This window comes from Aeromonas sp. R7-1, assembly GCF_040908115.1.
Taxonomy (GTDB): domain Bacteria; phylum Pseudomonadota; class Gammaproteobacteria; order Enterobacterales; family Aeromonadaceae; genus Aeromonas; species Aeromonas caviae.
This window is the reverse complement of sequence record NZ_JBFODD010000023.1, coordinates 197,662-214,286: the sequence shown is the minus strand read 5'-3', so window position 1 is coordinate 214,286 and position 16,625 is coordinate 197,662. Positions and strand designations below refer to the sequence as shown.

The 16,625-nt window shown below is 62.9% G+C and carries 19 protein-coding genes; 5 read left to right on the top strand and 14 right to left on the bottom strand.

Annotated elements, in window-relative coordinates:
* Positions 1-23: 23 nt before the first annotated feature.
* From AB5Y51_RS05480 to glnK, 3 genes are all read right to left on the bottom strand, one after another.
* The gene (locus AB5Y51_RS05480; RefSeq protein WP_039039972.1) at positions 24-1,649 is read right to left on the bottom strand and encodes an iron ABC transporter permease; all 1,626 of its coding nucleotides are present in this window, start codon (positions 1,647-1,649) and stop codon (positions 24-26) included.
* A 39-nt stretch (positions 1,650-1,688) separates the two neighbouring features.
* Positions 1,689-2,696 carry a Fe(3+) ABC transporter substrate-binding protein gene (locus tag AB5Y51_RS05475; protein WP_039039971.1) on the bottom strand — a complete coding sequence of 336 codons (1,008 nt, stop codon included), beginning with the start codon at positions 2,694-2,696 and terminating at the stop codon, positions 1,689-1,691.
* A 228-nt stretch (positions 2,697-2,924) separates the two neighbouring features.
* Complete coding sequence (glnK, locus tag AB5Y51_RS05470) at positions 2,925-3,263, bottom strand: P-II family nitrogen regulator (protein ID WP_005332325.1); 339 nt, start codon at positions 3,261-3,263, stop codon at positions 2,925-2,927.
* A 201-nt stretch (positions 3,264-3,464) separates the two neighbouring features.
* Between glnK and arfB the strand changes: the two genes are divergently transcribed.
* On the top strand, positions 3,465-3,881 hold the full coding sequence (gene arfB, locus AB5Y51_RS05465; RefSeq protein ID WP_053288110.1) for an alternative ribosome rescue aminoacyl-tRNA hydrolase ArfB: 417 nt from the start codon (positions 3,465-3,467) through the stop codon (positions 3,879-3,881).
* Positions 3,882-3,907: 26 nt separating this feature from the next.
* On the top strand, positions 3,908-4,402 hold the full coding sequence (locus tag AB5Y51_RS05460; RefSeq protein WP_266140393.1) for a methylated-DNA--[protein]-cysteine S-methyltransferase: 495 nt from the start codon (positions 3,908-3,910) through the stop codon (positions 4,400-4,402).
* Between the two features lie 606 nt (positions 4,403-5,008).
* Here the strand turns inward: AB5Y51_RS05460 and AB5Y51_RS05455 are convergent.
* The 7 genes from AB5Y51_RS05455 to AB5Y51_RS05425 all read right to left on the bottom strand — a co-directional run bounded on the left by AB5Y51_RS05455 (position 5,009) and on the right by AB5Y51_RS05425 (position 12,468).
* A complete protein-coding gene (locus AB5Y51_RS05455) occupies positions 5,009-6,205 on the bottom strand; it encodes a NupC/NupG family nucleoside CNT transporter (RefSeq protein ID WP_041214468.1) in 1,197 nt (398 codons plus the stop codon).
* 183 nt (positions 6,206-6,388) lie between these two features.
* Positions 6,389-7,324 carry a LysR family transcriptional regulator gene (locus AB5Y51_RS05450; protein ID WP_010673064.1) on the bottom strand — a complete coding sequence of 312 codons (936 nt, stop codon included), beginning with the start codon at positions 7,322-7,324 and terminating at the stop codon, positions 6,389-6,391.
* Between the two features lie 82 nt (positions 7,325-7,406).
* Positions 7,407-7,943: a glutathione peroxidase gene (locus tag AB5Y51_RS05445; protein WP_010673063.1), complete on the bottom strand. Its 537-nt coding sequence runs from the start codon at positions 7,941-7,943 to the stop codon at positions 7,407-7,409.
* A gap of 59 nt (positions 7,944-8,002) precedes the next feature.
* Positions 8,003-8,566, bottom strand: a complete 564-nt coding sequence (locus AB5Y51_RS05440; RefSeq protein WP_368178136.1) for an NnrU family protein — start codon at positions 8,564-8,566, stop codon at positions 8,003-8,005.
* Between the two features lie 261 nt (positions 8,567-8,827).
* Positions 8,828-9,961 carry a glycerate kinase gene (locus tag AB5Y51_RS05435; RefSeq protein WP_010673061.1) on the bottom strand — a complete coding sequence of 378 codons (1,134 nt, stop codon included), beginning with the start codon at positions 9,959-9,961 and terminating at the stop codon, positions 8,828-8,830.
* A gap of 9 nt (positions 9,962-9,970) precedes the next feature.
* Positions 9,971-11,233, bottom strand: a complete 1,263-nt coding sequence (locus AB5Y51_RS05430; RefSeq protein ID WP_323932705.1) for a GntP family permease — start codon at positions 11,231-11,233, stop codon at positions 9,971-9,973.
* Between the two features lie 119 nt (positions 11,234-11,352).
* On the bottom strand, positions 11,353-12,468 hold the full coding sequence (locus tag AB5Y51_RS05425; RefSeq protein WP_039039965.1) for a sugar diacid recognition domain-containing protein: 1,116 nt from the start codon (positions 12,466-12,468) through the stop codon (positions 11,353-11,355).
* Positions 12,469-12,674: 206 nt separating this feature from the next.
* On the opposite strand from AB5Y51_RS05425, the gene AB5Y51_RS05420 reads away from it, so the two are divergent.
* From AB5Y51_RS05420 to AB5Y51_RS05410, 3 genes are all read left to right on the top strand, one after another.
* Complete coding sequence (locus AB5Y51_RS05420; protein WP_039039964.1) at positions 12,675-13,049, top strand: YacL family protein; 375 nt, start codon at positions 12,675-12,677, stop codon at positions 13,047-13,049.
* Positions 13,050-13,098: 49 nt separating this feature from the next.
* Positions 13,099-13,389: a hypothetical protein gene (locus AB5Y51_RS05415; protein ID WP_039039963.1), complete on the top strand. Its 291-nt coding sequence runs from the start codon at positions 13,099-13,101 to the stop codon at positions 13,387-13,389.
* A gap of 161 nt (positions 13,390-13,550) precedes the next feature.
* Entirely contained in the window at positions 13,551-14,381 is an 831-nt protein-coding gene (locus tag AB5Y51_RS05410; protein WP_368178135.1) for a lysostaphin resistance A-like protein, read from the top strand.
* Positions 14,382-14,456: 75 nt separating this feature from the next.
* On the opposite strand, the gene AB5Y51_RS05405 is transcribed toward AB5Y51_RS05410, so the two are convergent.
* The 4 genes from AB5Y51_RS05405 to proC are packed head-to-tail and all read right to left on the bottom strand — an operon-like array spanning position 14,457 to position 16,593.
* Positions 14,457-14,876 carry a DUF4426 domain-containing protein gene (locus AB5Y51_RS05405; protein ID WP_029313762.1) on the bottom strand — a complete coding sequence of 140 codons (420 nt, stop codon included), beginning with the start codon at positions 14,874-14,876 and terminating at the stop codon, positions 14,457-14,459.
* 18 nt (positions 14,877-14,894) lie between these two features.
* Positions 14,895-15,194 (bottom strand): DUF167 family protein YggU, encoded by a 300-nt coding sequence (gene yggU / locus AB5Y51_RS05400; protein ID WP_010673054.1) that lies wholly within the window; start codon positions 15,192-15,194, stop codon positions 14,895-14,897.
* Positions 15,194-15,745 (bottom strand): YggT family protein, encoded by a 552-nt coding sequence (locus AB5Y51_RS05395; protein ID WP_010673053.1) that lies wholly within the window; start codon positions 15,743-15,745, stop codon positions 15,194-15,196. Before AB5Y51_RS05395 ends, yggU begins: the two co-directional genes overlap by 1 nt.
* Before the next feature lie 23 nt (positions 15,746-15,768).
* Positions 15,769-16,593, bottom strand: coding sequence for a pyrroline-5-carboxylate reductase (gene proC / locus AB5Y51_RS05390; RefSeq protein ID WP_368178134.1), 825 nt, complete (start codon positions 16,591-16,593; stop codon positions 15,769-15,771).
* Positions 16,594-16,625: the final 32 nt, after the last annotated feature.

Sequence of the window (16,625 nt, the reverse complement as noted above, 5' to 3'; positions counted from 1 at the left end):
GTAGTGATGCCGGACGGGGCCGCTCAATGGCCTGGACCATCCAGGGTACGGTTGATCCACAGCAGGGGAATCAGCCCCACCAGCACGATGACGATGGCACCGAGCGCCCCCCGCTCCAGCATCTCGTCCGAGACGAACTGATAGACGTGGGTCGCCAGGGTTTCGAAGTTGAACGGCCGCAGCAGCAGGGCGGCGGGCAGCTCCTTCATGGATTCGATGAACACCAGCATGGCGCCGGCAAAGAGGCCGCGCCGTACCAGCGGCAGGTGAATGCGACGCAGCATGCCGCCCGCCCCCTGCCCCAGAGAGCGGGCCGCCATGTCGAGGCTGGGGGAGATCTTGCTCATGCTGCTCTCCACCGACCCGATGGCGATGGCCACGAAGCGCACCAGATAGCCGAACACGATGGCGGTGAGGGTGCCGGTCAGGAGCAGACCGGGGCCCGGCATCCCGAGCCACTCGGCCAGATCGTTGATGCCAAAATCCAGGGCCGTGAGCGGCACCAGCACGCCGATGGCCAGCACGGTCCCCGGCATGGCATAGCCCATGGCGGCGAGGCGCAGGGGCAGCAGGCTGCGAGTCCCCCCATCGAGGCGACGGAAGAAGCCGAGCAGCAGGGCAATGGCCATGGCCAGCAGGGCGGTCAGGGCCGAGATGGCGAGGCTGTTGCCCGCAAAGCGCACGAATTCGGGCGTCCACGACAGCGCGAAGTAACGCACCCCGTAATCGAGCAGGATGACGAACGGCAGGGCGAACCCCGCCAGCACCAGGCCCCAGCACCAGAGCCCGGCCAGCACGCCCCTCAGGCCCCCGAGGGGGTAACGCAGGGGCTGCTCGAAGCCCATGGACTTCTGGAACACCTGCTGGCGCTGGCGGGAGCGGCGCTCCAGCGCGATGAGCAGCACCACCGCCAGCAGCATCAGACAGGAGAGCTTGGCGGCGGTCGCCAGGCTGCCGTAGCCGAGCCAGGTGTCGTAGATGGCGGTGGTCAGGGTGTTGATGGCAAAGAAGTGGACGGTGGCAAAGTCCGCCAGAGTTTCCATCGCGACCAGAGATGCTCCTACCATGATGGCCGGGCGGGCCAGGGGAAGGCTCAGGCGGCGAAAGCTCTGCCAGGGGGTGCAGCCGAGCAGACGGCTGGAGTGAATGAGGCTGACCGACTGCTCCAGGAAGGAGGCCCGTGCCAGCAGATAGACATAGGGGAAGAGCACCAGCGCCAGCACCCAGGCGGCGCCCCCGAGGGAGCGAATGGCCGGGAACCAGTAGTCGGCAGGTCCCTGCCAGCCAAACAGGGCACGCAGCCCCGCCTGCAGCGGGCCCGAGTAGTCGAGCAGGTCGGTATAGACGTAGGCAACGATATAGGAGGGCATCGCCATGGGCAGCATCAGCGCCCATTGCAGGGCGCGGCGCCCCGGCACCTCGCACATGGCCACCAGCCAGGCGGTGGGCACCCCGAACAGCAGGCTGAGGCAGACCACCCCCAGCACCAGACCGGACGTGTTTCGCAGATAGTCGGGCAGTACGGTATCGGCGAGGTGGGCAAACAGTTCCCCATCAGCCGAGAAGGCGGAGAAGACCAGGGCGAGTACCGGCAAACCCAGCAGCAGGGCGGTGACCCAGCTGCCGGCAATCCATCCAAAATGTTTCATGAGTCCACAGAAGTTGATGGGGCCGTTGGCCCCATCTGATTACAAGTCGAATTTCACTTCATCCAGCAGTTGCAAGGCGTCCTTGCGGTGCTTGGCATAATCGCTGACCGGCATGGGGTCAGACTTGAACGTGCCCCAGGATTTGACCATGGCAGAAGGCTCGACCCCCGCCTTGACCGGGTACTCGGCATTCACGTCCGCATACATGTGCTGGGCGGTATCCCCGGAGAGGAACTCCATCAGCTTCTGTGCTGCGTCCTTGTTCTTGGCATACTTGGTCATGGCCACGCCGCTCACGTTGACGTGGGCACCGCGATCACCCTGGTTCGGGAAGTTGATTTCCACCGCGTCGGCCCAGGACTTCTGCGCCGGGTCCTTCAACATGGCACCCAGGTAGTAGCTGTTGCCCAGGGAGACATCACAGATGCCGTCCTTGATCGCCTTGACCTGATCACGGTCGTTGCCCTGGGGCTTGCGCGCCAGGTTGGCCTTGACCCCTTCCAGCCAGGTCTTGGTATCCGCCATGCCGTGATGGGCAATCATGGACGAAACCAGCGCCACATTGTACTCGTGCTTGCCGCTACGGGTACAAATTTTTCCTTTGAATTCAGGCTTGACCAGATCTTCGTAGCGGATGGTGTCGAGCTTGCCAAGACGCTCCTTGCTGGAGTAGATGGCACGCACCCGGGTGGTCAGGGCGAACCAGCGGTTATCCGGATCGCGATAGATGGAGGGGATGTTCTCCTGCAGCGTCTTGCTGTCCACCGGCTGCACCAGGTCCTTGTCCACCAGCTCGGTCAGACGGCTGATGTCCACGGTCAGCATCAGATCGGCCGGAGAGAGCTTGCCTTCCCGTTCCAGACGCTCGTTCAGCCCCTCTTTGGCAAACACCACATTGACCTTGATCCCGGTCTCCTTCTCGAACTGCTGGATGATGGGCTTGATCAGCTCATCCTGACGGTTCGAATAGACGTTTACCTCCTGGGCGGCGAACGCCGACTGGGCGACAAGCGTGGAGAAAGCCAGTGCCAACATCTTCATTTTCATCATCCGTTCCTTGTCTGCGTAAAGAGTGATAACCATTTTCGTTTGCATTCTGCATGAATCAGGAGGAGAGGATCAAGGCGGTTTGCTGGGTTGGAACGATCTATTTAATCAGCGGCCAAACAAAAAGACCGGATGGAATCCCATCCGGTCTTTCGACGACCACCCATTCACACTGTCGGCAGAACCTGCCCGGACCTTTGCCCGACCCGGCCGGGCAAAGGGGCGTACTCAGAGCGCCTCGTCGTCGCTCTCACCAGTACGAATACGCACCGCTTGCAGCAGGTCATAGACGAAAATCTTGCCGTCACCGATCTTGCCGGTATAGGCCGCCTTGCAGATGGCCTCGATCACCCCTTCGACGTTCTCGTCTGCGGTAGCGATCTCCAGCTTCACCTTCGGCAGAAAGTCGACCTGGTACTCGGCCCCCCGGTATAATTCGGTGTGCCCCTTCTGGCGACCAAAACCCTTCACTTCGGAGACGGTCAGGCCTTCCACCCCCAGGTTGGCGATGGCCTCGCGCACGTCGTCCAACTTGAAAGGTTTGATAATCGCAGTAATCAGCTTCATCTGGTTGCTCCCAATCCATGGTATGTCACGAATGGGTCATCAATTCTTGTGCCAAGTATTTTTATCGTTTATTTTCATATAGATAGATATGACACACTGAGCCAGAAAGGCTCAGGATCACCAAGGAAGCGCATCTCGCCCCATAATGAGGCACCAAGCTGCACCAGACTCCCTTGATGCACCAAATGAGAGCATCACCCCATGTTAGTCATCTCCAACAGCGTGATCATCCCCTGGCATGAACTGCAATTCCAGACCATGCGGGCCCAGGGCAATGGCGGCCAGCACGTCAACAAGACCGACTCCGCCGTCTGGCTGCGCTTCGATTATCGCGACTCCCCCAGCCTGCCGCCGCTCTACAAGGAGGGACTGGAGCGGCTCAGCGACAACCGGGTTCACGACGGCTTCATCCAGATCCGTGTCGAGACCCATCGCAGCCAGGACATGAATCGCAAGGAGGCCATGAGCCGCCTGACCGAGCTGCTGAAAAAAGCCGCCTGGCGCCCCAAGGCCCGCCACGCCACCAAGCCGACCCGCAGCTCCCAACGCAAGCGGGTCGATGCCAAGAAACGCAAGGGAGAGATCAAATCCACCCGCGGCAAGCCCGTGCTGGAGTGACCTGCCACAACCCCGAGGACAAGAGAATGCAGTACAGCTTTTGTGAATGTGCCAAGGGGCCCCTGCTCATCGCCATCGATGGGGCCGGGCTGCGCCACGTGGAATTCGTGCAAGGGGAGCGCCCCGTCCTGCCGCAACCGGAGTGGCAGCGGGATGATGCCGCCCTGGCCCCCTTCGTCGAGCAGTTTTCCGCCTACTTTGCCGGCCGCCTGCGGCGCTTCGATCTCCCCCTGGCCGCCACGGGCACACCATTCCAGCAGGCCGTGTGGCAGGCGTTGTGCGACATTCCCTACGGCGAGACCGTCAGCTACCTCCAGATTGCAGAGGCCATCGGCAACCCCAGGGCCGTGCGGGCAGTAGGCGCCGCCAACGGCCGCAATCCCCTCAGCATCATAGTGCCCTGCCACAGGGTCATAGGGCGCAGCGGTGAACTGACCGGCTACGGGGGAGGCATCCCCATCAAGCGCTGGTTGCTGGCACTGGAGCAGGAGACCGCAGACCACTTCGCGCTGACCCCATGAAAGGGTGCTACTCCTGTCAAATGCGGGTTGCGGGTGCAGGCACCACAGACCGCAGGCCACTCGCGCGGATCCTCTGACGAGCGGCATCTTCATCACATACGAGTTGCTGGGCCCAACAGCAGACCGCAGGCGGCGTTGCACTGCCCATGACGGACAGCATCTCCATCACATGCTGGTTGCTTGCCATCTGGCAGTATGGTTGCGTGATGTGTTGAGCCTGCACCGGGATAATCTGCCGCCGGATCCGCCCCATGGCAGGAGCATGCCCACCGCCCCGATTCATCTTTCCTTTGAGCTGTACAGCAAAATAAATCACTGATTATTTATTTTATTTCAGCATCAATTATTTAAAAATCACATTGCAGCAGCATTTTGAAAATGAACACAGTATGAAGAATCGCCTCAGAAGCGCTTCAGAGAGTATCAGGCATCATGGCTTCACACTTGGATGGGACGGCTCATCCCTCATTCAGGTGGCACCCATGTGACGCTTCCAATCTGTCTTTTCCCCGCGCCTCCCCAGAGGCGCTTTTTTTGCCTGCAAGCGGGTGCAAAAAAGCCCGCCGAAGCGGGCAATGACCGGAAGGTGCTGACTTCCAGGGTCTATCAGAGGGCGAGGAACAAGCCTGCCAGGGAGGCGCTCATCAGGTTTGCCAACACCCCCGCCAGGATGGCGCGCATGCCGTAGCGGGCGATGAAGGACTTGCGCTCCGGCACCATGGCCCCCAGGCCGCCGATGAGGATCGCCATGGAAGAGATGTTGGCGAAACCGCACAGGGCGAAGGTGACGATGGCCTTGCTCGACTCGTTCAGGGTCTGATCCTGCACCAGGGCGATGAAGGCGACGAACTCGTTGATGACGATCTTGGTGCCGATCAGGGCACCGGCCGCCTGGGCCTGATCCCAGGGGACGCCGATGAGCCAGGAGACGGGGGCAAACAGCCAGCCCAGGATGATCTGGAAGCTCAGCTCCAGCCCCACCAGGTCGCCGGCCCAGCCCAGCAGGCCGTTGAGCAGGGCGATCACGCCGACGAAGGCCAGCAGGGTCGCCCCCACGGCGACGGCGATGTTGAGACCCGCCATGGCGCCATCGGCGGCCGCTTCAATGACGTTGGTGGCGCGGGGGATCTCCACGTCTTCGTGGTGATCTTCCTCTTGCGCGGCGGGCGGCACCAAGATCTTGGCCATGGCAAGCCCGGCAGGGGCGGACATGAAGGCCGCCGCAATCAGGTATTTCAGCTCGACCCCGATGCTGGCGTAGCCCACCAGGGTGCCGCCGGCTACCGAGGCCAGCCCGCAGCTCATCACCGCAAAGAACTGGGAATCGGACATCCTGGAGAGATAGGGTTTGACCACCAGCGGCGCTTCCACCATGCCGACGAAGATGTTGGCGGTGGCAGAGAGGCTCTCGGCGCGGCCGGTGCCCAGCAATTTCTGCAGGCCGCCGCCGAGCAGGGCGATCACTTTGGGCATCAGGCCGATGTGATAGAGGATGGCGATCAGCGCGGAGAAGAAGATGATCACCGGCAGCACGTTGAAGGCGAAGATGAAACCGAGTTTGAACTTGGCCAGATCCCCGAACAGGAAGGCAATCCCCTCCTGGCCGTAGCCGATGACGCTGCTGACGCTCTCGCTGACACCGTTCAAGACCTGTTGACCGGCGGGCAGCCAGAGCACCAGGGCGGCGAAGAGCACTTGCAGGCAGAGAGCAAAGCCCACTGTTCGCAACGGGATACGACGACGATTATCAGAGCAGAGTGCGGCCAGGGCCAGGATGCTCAGGATACCAAGCAGGGCAATCATGGGGGATTCCATCCAGTGAGGCTGAAGATGGGCGCGGATTCTGCTCCCCTCCCCTCACCGCCGCAACCCCGCCGGGTTACAACCCTGTTAGCAAAAACGTTTGCACGATATCGGTTGCGCCAACTGACTGATTTGACACAACTTTGAAACCGCACTCACGCCAGTGTTCTTGTATGGAAACGATTATTCCTCGGTGCCGGACAATTTCCCCCCGAGCCAGGGTGCGAGTCGCTGCGCCCAGTAGGGCCCGGGTCCGAAGCTCTCCTTGAGGAAGTCGATGAAGAGGCGGATCTTGGGATCCAGATGCTCTCGCCTGGCATAGACGGCGTGCACCGCCATCTTCTGGTTCGGTTGCCACTGGGGCAGCAGAGGGATGAGCTGACCAGATTGCAGCTCCTTGTCCAGCAGGTAGTTGGCCACATAGGCGATGCCGAGCCCGGCCAGGGCGGCGTCCCGCACCGCTTCCGCCAGATCCACCCGATAGTTGCCCGCCACCTGCACCGTCTGGCGCTCCTTGCCCTGGCGAAATGACCACTCGTGGTAGCGCCGCTCCCGGCTCTGGTAGGTGATGCAATTGTGATGGGCCAGATCCCTGGGGTGCAGTGGCGTGCCGTGACTCAGCAGATAATCCGGCGAGGCCACCAGCACGAAACCAATGTCTGCCAGTCGCTGCCCTACCAGGGACTCGGGTTTGTCCTCGTAGGTGGTGATCCAGAGATCCAGCCCCTCATCCACCAGATTGGTGCGGTGATCGAACAGGGACACCTCCAGCTCCAGATCCGGATAACGTGCCTGAAACGCCTTGAGGCGCGGGATCACGTGCAATCGCCCGAAGGATTGACCAACCCCCAGATGGAGCACGCCGCTCACCTTGCCACGGCGCTCCGCCACCATGGATTCCGCCTCCAGCGCCACCGCCACCAGAGCGCGGCAGTGGCGGGCATACTCCTGACCCAGTTCGGTGAGCCCGAAACGGCGGGTAGTGCGCTGTACCAGCTGGGCGCCGAGCGCGGTTTCCAGCAGGGCGAGCTGCTTGCTGATGTGGGATTTGGAGACCCCGAGGCGGCGCGCAGCCGCCGAGATGCCCTGTTCACGAACCAGGGCATCGAAGATCACCATTTGGGGAAGACGTTGCAGCACGGTGTCACCGGAGTGGATGGCGGGGCCGCATTATTCCAGAGTGGCCCGCCATGGGGTAGGGTCAGTGCCCCAGGGCATCGATGATCTGCTGTTTGAGAGGATCATCCGACGGATTCTGGTTGGCGCCATAGCTCGCAATCAGCTTGCCGTCCCGCCCGACCAGGTACTTGTGGAAGTTCCAGTTGGGCGCATCACCGTCGGCAGCCGCGGCCAGCCCCTTGAACAGCGGCACTGCATCCGAACCCCGCACCGCCACCCGGTTGAACATGGGGAAGGTCACCCCGTAGTCCCGGCGGCACACCTCGGCGGTTTTGTTTTCGTTGCCCGCCTCCTGCCAGAAATCGTTGGAGGGGAAGCCCAGCACCATCAGTCCCTTCTCCTTGTAGCCCTGATAGAGGGCTTCCAGATCCCGGAACTGACCGCTGTAACCGCAGTAGGAGGCGGTGTTGACCACCAGCACCACCTTGCCCTCGGTCAACTGGCAGAGGTTGTGGCGCTGGGTGCTGTTGAGCTCCCGCATCTCCACGTTGAAGTAATCGGGGCAGGCGGCGGAGACCGCGCCCGAGCCGAGCATCAGCAGCAGGGTGAACCATTTCATCGACGTGACTCCCATTGTTTTGTCCATCATACGCAAGACCCCGGAATCTGGTTCAGGGATCAGTGCAGGGGGATCCCGGTCAGCCAGCCGTGTCCCCAGAAGATAAGCAGAGCCGTGAGGGCCAGCCCCGCCCCCAGACTGATCCCCGTCCCCTGCCAGGTGGCGGCGGCACGGGGGTGACGGCCCCACTCCCGCATCGAAATCCAGACGATGCTGATGAGTGCCCAGAGACCGAGCCCGCCAAACAGCACCAGAGAACGCGCCTCGCTGTTCACCGCCAGATGGGCCCCCGACCAGAGCATCACCCCGAGCAGCTGGGGATGCACCAGCCAACGGCGGAAATGGTTCGCCCCCTGCCCCGCACACAGCAGGACAAGGGCGATCGGCATGATCCCCATCACCAGGGTGGGGCCCCAGACAGGCAGAAAATAGAGGGGCATGGGGCTGGCACTGCGCCAGCCTGCGAGGATGCAGCCGATGGCGACGAACACCAGCAGCGAGAAGAGCCCCTTGTAGCGGTTCTCCCCCAGCCGCTCCCGCAGACGGGCGCGGTGCTGTGCCGCGAAACAGGGGTAAAGATGAGTCAGGGTGAACAACACCACCCCCAGGGTCAGCAGGATCATGGCTCGCTCCTCGCATATTGCCCCCCGGAATGGGAAGCCCTCCCTCAGGCGGGCCTTGTTTCTCGTGGCTCCCTCACTGTCGGGAGATCACTATGCCGCAAAGCCCCTTCTCAGAATACAAAAACCATATGAAAGACAGCAGGATAACAAAAAAAGCCGACCCAAGGATCGGCAAGTGCGTCAGAGGTGCCACGCCGGGCCGCTCACTCTGCTGCACGGGGCAGGGTCAGGCCGATGCACCGCATCGGCCAGGAGAGAGGGTCATTTGCGCAGCAGGTAGAGAGCCGCCACGTTGCGAGCCGTGAGCTGCAGGTTGGTGGTGGCGGTGGCCAGCGCCTCCGGCAGGGACATGGCCCGATTGACCACGGCGAACACCGCATCCAGCCCGTGCTCATGCACCACGCCGCAGTCATCGGTGAGGCATCCGGCGATGCCGATCACCGGCTTGCCGAACTGCTTGGCACAGCGAGCCACCCCGATGGGCGTCTTGCCGTGGATGGTCTGGCTGTCGATGCGGCCCTCGCCGGTGATGACCAGATCCGCATCGGCCACCGCCTCGGCCAGGTTCAGCGCCTCTATGACGATCCGGATGCCGGGTTTGAGCTCGGCGCCGAGCAGCCCCACCAGGGCTGCCCCCATGCCGCCTGCGGCCCCCGTTCCCGGGATCTCCTTCACCTGCTTGCCAAGCGCCTGCTCGATGCAGTCCGCGTAACGGGCCAGATTGGCATCCAGCTCGGCCACCATCTCGGGAGTTGCCCCCTTCTGCGGACCGAACACGGCGGACGCCCCTTTGGGGCCGCACAGCGGATTGTCCACGTCGCAGGCCACCTCGATGGTGAGTCCGCTCAGACGGGGATCCAGCCCGCTCAGGTCGATGGTGGCCAGCTCGGCAAGACCGGCACCGCCCGGCGCAATGGGGGTACCATCTGCTTTCAGGAGCTTGCCGCCGAGTGCCTGGATCATGCCGGCACCGCCGTCATTGGTGGCGCTGCCGCCGATGCCGAGGATGAGGTGGTTCACCCCCATCTCCAGCGCGGCCAGGATCAGCTCCCCGGTGCCGACACTGGAGGTGAGCCGCGGATTGCGCAGCTCGGGCGCCACCAGATGGAGGCCGGAGGCCGCCGCCATCTCGATGACGGCGCGCTTGCCATCCCCCAGCAGGCCCACGAAGCCCTGCACCCTGTTGCCGAGGGGGGCGGTCACCTCGACCGGCAGGATGCGACCACCGGTGGCATCCACCAGAGACTGCACCGTCCCCTCGCCGCCATCGGCCATGGGCAGCTTGACGTAGGTGGCATCCGGCAGCACCTGCTTGAAACCGGCCTCAATGGCATCGGCCACCGCCATGGCGCTCAGGCTCTCCTTGAATGAATCGGGGGCGATCACAATTTTCATATCAGTTCCTTAGGCGAGGCCAAACACGCCAAACATCAGGGTGGAGACAACGGCGATGGTCAGACCGACCGCGGTTTCGTATGGGATGAGCTTGAGCCGCTCGCCGACGCCCATGTGGACGCTGCCGCCGGTGGCATGGAAGAAGGAGCCGTGGGGCATATGGTCAAACACGGTGGCGCCGGCGTGGATCATGGCGGCCCCTGCCAGGCTGCTGATCCCCAGTTCAATCAGAGTGGCGCTGAACACGTTGGAGGCCACCACGGTCCCGGCCGTGGTCGAGGCGGTCGCCAGCGACATCAGGGCACCGGAGATGGGGGCCAGCAGATAGGAGGGCAGACCAGAGGCGGTCAGGCCGCTGATGAGCACATCTTTCAGGCCGGAGTTGGCGATGATGCCCGCCAGGGTACCCGTCCCCAGCAGCATGATGGCCACCGGCGCCATGCGGGCCAGGCCCGAGACGGCAAACTGGTTCACCTTGCCGAACTTGCCCATCATCAGGGCCCCCACCAGGCCGCCGAGGGGCAGCGCAATGAGCGGGTCCACCACGATGCCGGCGATGGGACGCAGGGCCAGCAGCAGGATGGCGACCAGGGGCGCACTGATGGCGGCGGCAAAGCCGGGCAACTTGGCACCGTCAAAGCTCACCACCTCATCGGCGGCCACCTTGCTGCCCCGGTTGTTGAGGCGCTTGGCGAGCCAGTAGGCCATCACCAGACCGAACAGGCCGGGAATGATGCCCGCCGCCATCACCGAGGTGAGAGGCAGGTGGAAGGCATCGGCTGCCGCGATGGCGTTGGGGTTGGGAGACATGACGTTGCCCGCCTTGCCACCGCCTATCATCGCCAGCAGGATGGCCGCCTTGGAGAGATCGGCACGGCGGGCGATGGCCAGCGCAATGGGGGCGACCGTGATGACGGCCACGTCCACGAAGACGCCGACCGCTGTCAGGATCAGGGTGGCCAGCGCCAGGGCCAGCAGGGCGCGGGTTTCGCCGAGTTTCTTGACGATGGTCTCGGCGATGGTGGTGGCGGCGCCCGATTCGATGAGCACCCCGGCCAGCACACCCGCCGCCAGGATCCGCATCACCGCCGTGGTGATCCCCTGGGCGCCGCCGATCATCAGGGCGACGGTCTGGGTCAGGTCGGCGCCACCGATCAGGCCACCGGCCAGGGCACCGACAATCATGCCGTAAGCGGGCGGCACCTTCTTCAGGATGAGGAAGATGGCGATGGAAAGCGCGGCGAGCGCGCCGAGCGCGGAGACTGGGATCATGACGGGCACCTTGTTGTTGTAATGAGTGGCGCCATTATGGGGATCCCCGCCTGGAATGCTTTGGCCATAAAACCAAAAAAAGCATTTACCGGCCTTGTATTTTTGTTGGAAAAGACAAATCAGCTATCGAGACTGAGCCCGAGATAGAGCAGAAACTTGTCATCTAACTTGTTGAAATTCAAGCCGGTTATCTGCTCTATCCGGGTCAGTCGATAACGCAGGGTGTTGGGGTGAATGAACAGGGCTTCGGCACAGGGATGCAGATCACAATCCTGCAAGAAATATTGGCGCAGCGTCTTTTGCAGCGTTCCCTTTGTGTCCTCCTGCGCCAGCTTTTGCAGCGGAGCCCGTAGCTGATCCGCCTGCCAGGAGTCCGCCAGGGTGCCGAGCAGCACTGAAAGCCGGTAATCCTCGAAGAAATAGACCTGCTTGCGGGGCGACTGGCGCATGCCACGGCGCAAGGTGTCTCGCGCCGTCTGGTAGGAGAGCGCCAGCCCGGGGATGCCGGCGAAGTAATCACCCACACCGATGCGAACCTTGAAATGGGGAATACGGGAGAGCAGCTGCCGGATCCGGCTGCGCTCCTGCGCCGACTGCCAGACGCCGTCGCTGAGCTGGGCGGGTTTGAGCACCACTATCTCGTCCAGGCCGTTGATGGCCACCAGGTTGTCCCGCTCCGGGTTTTCCAGCAGGTGAACCAGCTCCCTCACCTGGGCGGGCTCGGCCTCCTCCAGCGCCAGCACGGCCACCACCCGGGGCTGGGCGAGATCCAGCTCGAGGAAGCGGGCCACCTGTTGCAGTTGATCGGCCCGCCCTTCGCCGCGAATGAGCTGCAACACCAGCTCCTCCTTGTGGCGCTTGTCCCACTGCAACTGCTCGGTGAGTGCCGCCTGTTCCAGGATGAGCTCGGCGGTCATGCGCACCAGCTCGGCGTAAGCACGCACGATGTCCGGATCCCCCGAGATGCCGATGACGCCGAGCAGCTCCCCCTGATAGGCGATGGGCAGGTTGATGCCAGGCCTCACTCCCTTGAGCTCCCGGGCGGTGGCCTCGCTTATCTCCACCACCCGGTTCTCGGTCAGGGCCAGCACGGCCCCCTCGTGGCGCTGGTGCAGCCGCTCCGGATTGCCGGACGCAATGATGAGTCCCCGCTCATCCATGACGTTGACCGAGAACGAGAGGATCTTCATCGCCCGGCTGACTATCTGATGCGCGAGCGCGTCGTTGAGCTGCATTGCCTCTCCATACCATTCGTTGACAGGGTCCCCGGCGTGCGCCATCACCGGGATCACCCGTTAAAGATCCCACATCATCAAGACAAGCGCGGGGGGGATCGCTAGAATAGGCCACTTTACGCTATCAGTGCCCCACCATGGATCAAGGATCCGGCATCATGCCGCTTTGCGCCGTGGTGGTTTCACCCTCCGATATGGACTCCGCTATGGATTATGAATTTCGCCGCGACCCGTTCGGTGGCTATCGCGCCCGGTTCTCCATGGGCCATGAAGCCATCGGCCAGTGGTTGATCGACGAGGTAGGCAAGGACGAGGAGAAGCTCGACGAGCTGTTCGCCATCATCGACCAGCTCTCCAGCCGGGCCCGCACCGAATACCGGCTGCTGGGGGGCGACTACTCCCTGCTGCTGACCCACGAGGAAGCCGAGGTGAAGGCCAATGTCCTCAATATCGAGCAGGACGAGGATCTCGACGATCTCGCCTACTACGATGATGAACAGCTGGCCATGTGCGGGCTGGAAGATTTTGCCCAGGTACTCGGCTCCTGGCGCGCCTTTATCCGCAACGAGGATATGGGCTGATTACCCCCATTCGGGCGAGCATGCCCCTTGCAACCCAACAGGATTGACTATGTCCATTTACGATTTTGATGACGAACTGCCGGAAGACGAGCTGGATCAACCGAAGAAACCCGCCCAGCCCAAGAAGAAGGGCAAGCAGGTGCTGAACACCCAGGTCAACCTGAGCCCGCGCGATGCCAGCCGCCTGAACGGCATGCACGTCGAGGCCATCACCACTCTGGATGACGTCAGTCTGCCGAAGAACGTCATCTTCAAGGCCGGTCTCATCGCCCTGGGCGAGCTGGAAGCCAGCAAACGCGCCGACATCATCGCCCGGGTCATCGCCGAGTCCGGTCGCTGATACGGGAAGGCCATCGCCTCTCTCGGTGACATCTTGCCGCCGCCCAAGCCGGAGCCCAGCTCCGGCTTTTCATTGCGCGTCTTCTGCCGGCCAGTCCCTTTTCCTTGAACCAGACCATGGGGATCGTTAAGGTGCGCCCTTCATTCATACAAGGAGACTCGATGTTACCACACCCCGATATCCTCATCTGGCTCGTCCTGGGGCTCGCCGTACTCTGCTGCCTCGCCCGCCGGACCAGGCCCGGCATGCTCCTGCTGGGACTTGCCCTGCTCACCGCCCTCTGGCTTGAGCGACTCGCGCCCCTCGCCGCTCTTGTCAGCCTCGCCGGTCTGCTGCTGGCCTGGCGCACCCCCACCCTGCCCCCACCCTGGCGCGGCGTCGCACTGACGCTGATCCTGCTGTGGTCCCTCGCCCTGACGCTGCATCTGGTGCCCGGCTTTGACAATCTCAGGGTGCTCGACAAGGTACAGGCGGGCCCGGCCAGCGTGCCCTTCACCCTCTACCTCAATCTGGACAAGCCGCTCATTTTCTTCGCCCTGCTGCTGGCCATCCCCGGCCTGCTCGGCCCGGGTGGAACGATGCGCTGGCGGCCGCTGGCCCTGCTCATCCTGCCGCTCGCGGCCCTGCTCATCACCGCCTGGCAACTGGGCGCCCTCAAACCCGAAGCGGGACTGCCCCACTGGTGGTGGCTGTTCGCGTTCAACAACCTGCTGTTCACCTGTGTGGCGGAAGAAGCGCTGTTCCGGGGATGCATCCAGCAAGGGGTGGCAAGCCGAAGCACGCCCTGGGCAGGTCTCCTGGTCGCCAGCCTGCTGTTCGGCGCAGCCCATCTTGCCGGTGGCCCGTTGCTGGTGTTGTTCGCCGCGCTGGCGGGGGCCTGCTATGGCCTGGCGTTCCAGCTGAGCGGGCGCCTCAGTATCGCCATCCTGCTCCACTTCCTGTTCAACTTCGCCCACCTGGCCCTGTTTACCTATCCCCTGGCCAGCCACTGACGTCGAGCACAGGTTCACCGGGCAAAAAAATGCCCCGCCCCCGTGGGGGCAGGGCATCTGCATTCACCCTGCAATCTAGTCGACGTAGAAGGTCTGCTGGAAGGTCAGCGTCTGCTGCTGCCCCTCCCCCATGATCTTCAGGGTGAACTGGTAGGTGTCCTCATTGCGATAGGGCAGCACTGCCAGGTAATAGATGGCATTCCCCTCTTTCACCTCCTGAAAATTCAGGGTGCGAAGGGTGCCGGTCAGATTGCGGGCTTCGCCGCTGATCCCCACCGCCTGTGCCACCCCCTGCTTGTTCTGCACCGCGATATTGACGATGCCGTTATAGCGGCTGCGCTCCAGGCCATAGGTCCTGGCTACCTCGGGGGTGAGGAAGCTGGAGTTGAACGCGCTGTAGTGCACTTTCCAGGGGCCCAGCTCCTGCATCTGCTCAGCCCGCAGCGGCAGCGTCATCAGGAGTGCCAGCAGGCAACTCATCCAGGCTGTTTTCATGATGTCATCCCTCTCGTATCAACCCTGATTATCGAGCAGAGCGGCAATCTCGGCGGGGATCTGCTTTGGCGCGTCGATGGCGACCGTCTTGTGCCGACCCAGCTCCCCCCGCAGGATGCGAACCTGCCCCTTGGCCACCTTGCACTGCTTGGCCAGGTACTTGATCAGGTGACTGTTGGCCTGACCATCCACCGGCGGTGCCGTGATGGCCACTTTCAACTCGTCACCGTGCAATCCGATGATCTGATCCCGGCTCGCCTTGGGCTGGATCATCAGATGCAACACCAGCTCGTCCCCTTCCAGCAGGACGGCGGGCATCAGATCATCCACCACAACTGGCCGAACAGATCCCCCATCAGGTAGTTGATGGCCTGCAGCGCGATGAAGGCGACCAGCACGGAGAGATCCAGCCCGCCCAATGCAGGCAGGATGCGGCGAATGGGGGCCAGGAAGGGTTCAGTGAGCTGGTGCATCACGTATTCAATGGGGTTGCGACCCTGGCTGACCCAGCTCAGGATGGCGCGGATAAGCAGGATCCAGAAGATCATGGAACCCGCCTTCTTCAGCACGGTGAGCGTCGCAAACAGACAGAGAGTGAGCCAGTCCGCCTGCAGCACATTCATGCTCTTGAGCAGGACCAATTTGCCAAAGGCGATCAGCAGCGCCAGCAGCACAGAGGCCATGTCCAGCCCGCCAAAACCCGGGATGACGCGGCGCAGGGGCACCACCAGCGGGTTGGTCAGCTTGACCACCATCTGGCTCATGGGGTTGTAGAAGTCGGCCCGCGCCCACTGCAGCCAGACCCGCAGCAGCACCACCATGAGGTAGAGATCAAAGACAGTGTTAATCAAAAAGTAAGCCGTGTTCATCCGGGCTCCTTGCTAAAAGGGATTCAGAAAAGGGTTTCCATTTCGCCGGCCCGGGTAACGGCCGCCTGCATGGCTCTTGCGGTCAGCGGCATCAGCCCCTGCTCCTGGAATGTCTTGACGGCCTCGGCCGTGGTCCCGCCCTTGCTGGTCACCTGCTCGCGCAGGGTCTGCAGCGACAGCTCGGGATTCTGCTCCACCATGGCGGCCGCCCCCAGGGCGGTTTGCTGCACCAGCAGGCGGGCCTGCTCCGGCGTAAAGCCCATGGCCTCGGCCTCCTCGGCAATCGCCTGCATGAACAGGAAGAAGTAGGCCGGTGCACTGCCCGCCGCCGCAATGACGCCGTTGATGCCGGCCTCCTGCTCCACCCAGAGGGTCTTGCCCACGGATTGCATCATCTGTTCGGCCACCGCCCGATCGGCCTGCCCGATGGCGGGCTGTGCATAGAGCCCGGTCATCCCCAGCCCCAGCAAGGAGGGGGTGTTGGGCATGGTGCGAATGATGCGATCGTGACCGCCTGCCATCTCCTGCAAGCGTGCGACGCGAATGCCGGCAGCGATGGAGATGAGCAACTTGCCATCCAGCGAGCCAAGCTCGGCCACCAGCGCCGTCAGCATGCCCGCCATCAGCTGGGGCTTGACCGCCAGCACGATCACCTCGGCCTCCCGGGCCGCCTCGGCGTTGTCCTGAGTGATACGGATGCCGAACTGGCTGGCCAGTTCGTCCAGCTTGGGGCGGCTGGGATTGGCGGCGATGATACGCTCTGCCGGGTAACCCGCCTGGATGAGGCCGGCAATGATACTGCGGCTCATGTTGCCTGCCCCGATGAAGGCGAGGGTTCTCTGCTGCATCAAACACTCCTGTTACTGACATCGCAGCGGAT

What these genes read in the sequence shown, in the direction of transcription:
- AB5Y51_RS05460 (WP_266140393.1), top strand. Translation starts at nt 3,908, where the DNA reads ATGCAGTACAGCTTTTGTGAATGTGCCAAGGGGCCCCTGCTCATCGCC.
- AB5Y51_RS05480 (WP_039039972.1), bottom strand. Translation starts at nt 1,649, where the DNA reads ATGAAACATTTTGGATGGATTGCCGGCAGCTGGGTCACCGCCCTGCTG.
- AB5Y51_RS05455 (WP_041214468.1), bottom strand. Translation starts at nt 6,205, where the DNA reads ATGATTGCCCTGCTTGGTATCCTGAGCATCCTGGCCCTGGCCGCACTC.
- AB5Y51_RS05475 (WP_039039971.1), bottom strand. Translation starts at nt 2,696, where the DNA reads ATGAAAATGAAGATGTTGGCACTGGCTTTCTCCACGCTTGTCGCCCAG.
- AB5Y51_RS05440 (WP_368178136.1), bottom strand. Translation starts at nt 8,566, where the DNA reads ATGATCCTGCTGACCCTGGGGGTGGTGTTGTTCACCCTGACTCATCTT.
- AB5Y51_RS05420 (WP_039039964.1), top strand. Translation starts at nt 12,675, where the DNA reads ATGGATTATGAATTTCGCCGCGACCCGTTCGGTGGCTATCGCGCCCGG.
- AB5Y51_RS05410 (WP_368178135.1), top strand. Translation starts at nt 13,551, where the DNA reads ATGTTACCACACCCCGATATCCTCATCTGGCTCGTCCTGGGGCTCGCC.
- proC (WP_368178134.1), bottom strand. Translation starts at nt 16,593, where the DNA reads ATGCAGCAGAGAACCCTCGCCTTCATCGGGGCAGGCAACATGAGCCGC.
- AB5Y51_RS05425 (WP_039039965.1), bottom strand. Translation starts at nt 12,468, where the DNA reads ATGCAGCTCAACGACGCGCTCGCGCATCAGATAGTCAGCCGGGCGATG.
- AB5Y51_RS05415 (WP_039039963.1), top strand. Translation starts at nt 13,099, where the DNA reads ATGTCCATTTACGATTTTGATGACGAACTGCCGGAAGACGAGCTGGAT.
- glnK (WP_005332325.1), bottom strand. Translation starts at nt 3,263, where the DNA reads ATGAAGCTGATTACTGCGATTATCAAACCTTTCAAGTTGGACGACGTG.
- AB5Y51_RS05445 (WP_010673063.1), bottom strand. Translation starts at nt 7,943, where the DNA reads ATGAAATGGTTCACCCTGCTGCTGATGCTCGGCTCGGGCGCGGTCTCC.
- AB5Y51_RS05395 (WP_010673053.1), bottom strand. Translation starts at nt 15,745, where the DNA reads ATGAACACGGCTTACTTTTTGATTAACACTGTCTTTGATCTCTACCTC.
- AB5Y51_RS05435 (WP_010673061.1), bottom strand. Translation starts at nt 9,961, where the DNA reads ATGAAAATTGTGATCGCCCCCGATTCATTCAAGGAGAGCCTGAGCGCC.
- AB5Y51_RS05430 (WP_323932705.1), bottom strand. Translation starts at nt 11,233, where the DNA reads ATGATCCCAGTCTCCGCGCTCGGCGCGCTCGCCGCGCTTTCCATCGCC.
- AB5Y51_RS05450 (WP_010673064.1), bottom strand. Translation starts at nt 7,324, where the DNA reads ATGGTGATCTTCGATGCCCTGGTTCGTGAACAGGGCATCTCGGCGGCT.
- yggU (WP_010673054.1), bottom strand. Translation starts at nt 15,194, where the DNA reads ATGCCCGCCGTCCTGCTGGAAGGGGACGAGCTGGTGTTGCATCTGATG.
- AB5Y51_RS05405 (WP_029313762.1), bottom strand. Translation starts at nt 14,876, where the DNA reads ATGAAAACAGCCTGGATGAGTTGCCTGCTGGCACTCCTGATGACGCTG.
- arfB (WP_053288110.1), top strand. Translation starts at nt 3,465, where the DNA reads ATGTTAGTCATCTCCAACAGCGTGATCATCCCCTGGCATGAACTGCAA.